The 3241-nt window shown below is 55.6% G+C and carries 5 protein-coding genes; 4 read left to right on the forward strand and 1 reads right to left on the reverse strand.

The genetic code is table 11. The annotated features are described in order from the left end of the window. Positions 1–155 precede the first annotated feature (155 nt). The 3 genes from H165_RS0117845 to H165_RS19695 are packed head-to-tail and all read left to right on the forward strand — an operon-like array spanning position 156 to position 1681. Complete coding sequence (locus H165_RS0117845) at positions 156–602, forward strand: hypothetical protein (RefSeq protein WP_017940287.1); 447 nt, start codon at positions 156–158, stop codon at positions 600–602. Next, the gene (locus H165_RS19690) at positions 599–1012 is read left to right on the forward strand and encodes a hypothetical protein (RefSeq protein WP_143507122.1); all 414 of its coding nucleotides are present in this window, start codon (positions 599–601) and stop codon (positions 1010–1012) included. Before H165_RS0117845 ends, H165_RS19690 begins: the two co-directional genes overlap by 4 nt. Positions 1013–1030: 18 nt before the next feature. After that, positions 1031–1681, forward strand: coding sequence for a hypothetical protein (locus H165_RS19695; protein ID WP_155943647.1), 651 nt, complete (start codon positions 1031–1033; stop codon positions 1679–1681). Positions 1682–1764: 83 nt separating this feature from the next. On the opposite strand, the gene H165_RS0117850 is transcribed toward H165_RS19695, so the two are convergent. Continuing rightward, the gene (locus tag H165_RS0117850) at positions 1765–2640 is read right to left on the reverse strand and encodes a WYL domain-containing protein (RefSeq protein ID WP_017940288.1); all 876 of its coding nucleotides are present in this window, start codon (positions 2638–2640) and stop codon (positions 1765–1767) included. 138 nt (positions 2641–2778) lie between these two features. Here H165_RS0117850 and H165_RS18860 point away from each other — a divergent pair, with 138 nt between their 5' ends. Next, positions 2779–3180 (forward strand): hypothetical protein, encoded by a 402-nt coding sequence (locus H165_RS18860; protein WP_017940289.1) that lies wholly within the window; start codon positions 2779–2781, stop codon positions 3178–3180. Positions 3181–3241: the final 61 nt, after the last annotated feature.

Genomic DNA, 3241 nt, shown 5'->3' on the forward strand with positions numbered 1-3241 from the left:
GGTGGCGCGTTCTTCAACGCTGAGTTCGGAATAGGACATAGGGGCAACACCGTACCGGAAAGGTCAGGTGTTGCACTCAGTTTTTGCGGCCGCCCGACTTAAAGCCTGTAGGTCTTCCGGCCAAAGTGATGGCTGCACATCAGGAGGACTGCGTAATGTTCAACACACTGATCTGGCCAGGTGCGGCAACGCCTGGGCAGGACCAAACAGAGCAGCTGAAACTGCCAATTCCGGATAGCGTGGCGATTGTGATCACGCAGCGAGTCGGTGACGCTATGACCGCCATGGCTGCCGAGAATATTTCGTCCATTCAGGCACAGTTACTCTGCAACGCGCTGCTAGAGGCAACGCCTCAACTGGCCACTGTTGGTCAGGCTCAGCGCATTTGCGAAGATCACGGTGCCATTTTTACCAGTGCCGTAGCTCGCTCATTCAGCGCGGCCGAGTGCGTCTACTTCTATGGCGAAGATTTTCTGATGGAACACTACAGCGCGATTGGCCACTGGATTGAAAGCAGTCTTGGCGAACTGGACAGAGTCCGTCTGGAGTTCGTCGAGGCAAGCGTCTCCCTGCCATTCGCAGTATGCGTGTGTTCCAGATGAATGACGTTCGCGAACCAGGCAGCCCGGACATCCACAAAATCGGCGTGTTCTGGGTTTATGCAGGAGCAGTGCTGGGTGTTGCGCATCCGCTTGGCCTGGGCGAAGAGTGCGTAGCCGGTCTGGTGGACTCGCCACTTGATCACGTCGAGATCTGGGATTCAGCATTTCATCTTCGGCATGGCTTCCACGAACTGAACCAGGTTGAATACCAATGCGTGCCGAGGGGGCGCGTGCTGCATGCCAGAAATCTAGGGCCATTGGTTTATCTGGATCGCAGCCTGCTGAATAAGCAGGCAAAGCGCTTGATTGCTGCATTTTTTGGCTTCTCAGTGCGGGCTGCTGTTTGGCGGGCGGACCCGCACTACACAACGTCACAGCCTGAACTGGACAACCTTTTGGGTGAACTTTGACTTGGATGGAAACGCTTTATGGATAAGCAAGGAATACTAGCAGTCGCTCAAAATTCGCTGTCAGAGCTGATGTCTTTGCGAGGCGGGATTTTGTATAGCAGCTTCAACACCCTGAAGCCTGGCGATGTCTACTTCTTGGGATACAACCCCGGCGGTGAAGATGCTGAAGGGTCAACCCTGGCAGAAAGTCTGGAGGACTTACCGTCGAAAACTTGCAACGACTATACGGATCTGGAGTGGACGACAGCAGCAGGCCAATCAACTCTGCAGTTGCGGGTTAGGTGGTTACTTGAGGCTCTTGGGCACACAGTAGGAGAAGTCTGCAGCAGCAATCTGATTTTTGTTAAGAGCCGAGATGCGAAAGGTGTGCCCGAGCGTTACGCTGATGTTTGCTGGCCTGTGCATGAAGCGATCTTGGCTCTGGTAAAGCCCAAGCTGATTCTATGCTGCGGAAATTCGCAGGTATCGTCCTTCAGTTACCTGAACCGTAAATTGGGCGGTGAGATTCTGTACTCACCGAAAGGTGTTGCCATGCATGGGGACTGGTCAATCAAGGCATTTCGATCGGAACTCAGTGGCCAGGCGGTGTTGGTGGTTGGTTTTCCTCACTTGTCCCGATACAACCCCATCGATAAGCCACAAATTATCGAGTGGATTAAGCAGCTGTAACGAAATGAAGGGCGGGATCATTGCAATTGAGCTTGCGGCGATGCCCCCGCCTTATTGACTGTTTCGACCTATGGCTGTCGTCTTCAGTGGTACAACCACCCCTGCAATTCATCCAAATTCACCACCACAATCTGCTGTGCTGTCGGCTTGGTGTGCACCTTGGTTGTATCGATCTGATAGCGCTGCAGCACATACTGCACAAGAGCACCTCGGGTCTCGATCACCAGCTGTCCGTCACGCATGCCGTAGTCGGCTTCGATGATCGCGCGCTGCTCGGGTTTCAGGCGCGAGTCCGGTTCAATGATGACCTGCACCAGGCTGTTCCAGCCCGGATCGTGCTCACGGGTGTTTTCGGTTTCGTCGTCCATCAACTCGGGCTCACCACGAAAACGGCTGAGCACAAAGTCCCGGTAATCTCGATTCTTCTCGCAATAGGCGCGCACGTGCCAGCGCATACCGGTGTAGATCAGCGTATGCGGCGCGATCAGGCGGGTTTCGCCGTCCGGCGTGGTGAAGGACACATACTCGCACTCCAGTCGCAGCCCATCGCGGCAGGCCTTGAGTAGTGGGCGCAGCACCTCCGGGCGCACTGAGCGATCCGGCACATCCAGTACCTCAGTGTGCGCATAGGCCAATGCCAGCCCTTCGATGTGCGGTGCCCGGTCGTGATTTTGGTTGAGCAGATACAGGTAGGCGCTGGCGCTGTCGTCAATGAACAGTGGCTTGAAGTGGCGGCTCGGTACATACCCCTTCAAATGCTTGTCGTATTCCAGGTTCTTCGGCGCGTAGTCGGTGATGTAGGAATTGATGTCCTTCGACGCCTGCTGCCTGCTGATGCCGAAGCTCTGCATCAGATGCCCGGTGGTTAAACGTCCTTCCCACCACACCACCGTTTCGATCAGGCGATAGCGCAGCGCCAGATCCCAGCGCACGGACTCGATTTCCTGTTTGCGTTTCATGCCGGCCTCACTTGCTCGAAAACTTTACCTGTACGAACGCACACTCTAGATGCGTCAAGCCACGCTACATATCTTGATCCTGACAAACAAGCCGGCCAATCCGGGCTGGCTCAGGAAGTGCAATCAAGGAGTAGTGAAATGGCATTGATCAACTGCGGCGAGTGCGATCGCATGGCCAGCGACCAGGCGGTTGCCTGTCCGCATTGTGGTGCGCCTATCGCTAAGCAGACTGCCACCGTTCAAATGCATCCCGCCCAAGCTATGAGCCGCAACGTCGGCTTCTGGCTGGGCGTCGGTATTTTTCTGTTTCCGGTCATCTTTGTTTGGTTCCTGCTGCGCCAAGGGCATAGCACTACCAGCCGGGTGATCGGCTTTGTCTGGCTCGCGCTGATGGTGGTTGCGATGGCCTCGGGGGATCGTCCGTCCAGCAAGCCTGCTCCAGCCTCAAGCAGTCAGAGCCAACCGGCGAAAGTGGTTGCTCCTGTTGAGCCACTGCTAGAAGTGAGTGATCTTGCCCAGTCCCAGTGGACACCCCGTTAAGCGATACACTGCACGAGGTGAACCATGGCAAGACCAGCATCCCTGATGAAACAGACCCGCA

It is taken from the genome of Pseudomonas thermotolerans DSM 14292, assembly GCF_000364625.1.
GTDB classification, from domain to species: Bacteria; Pseudomonadota; Gammaproteobacteria; order Pseudomonadales; family Pseudomonadaceae; genus Aquipseudomonas; species Aquipseudomonas thermotolerans.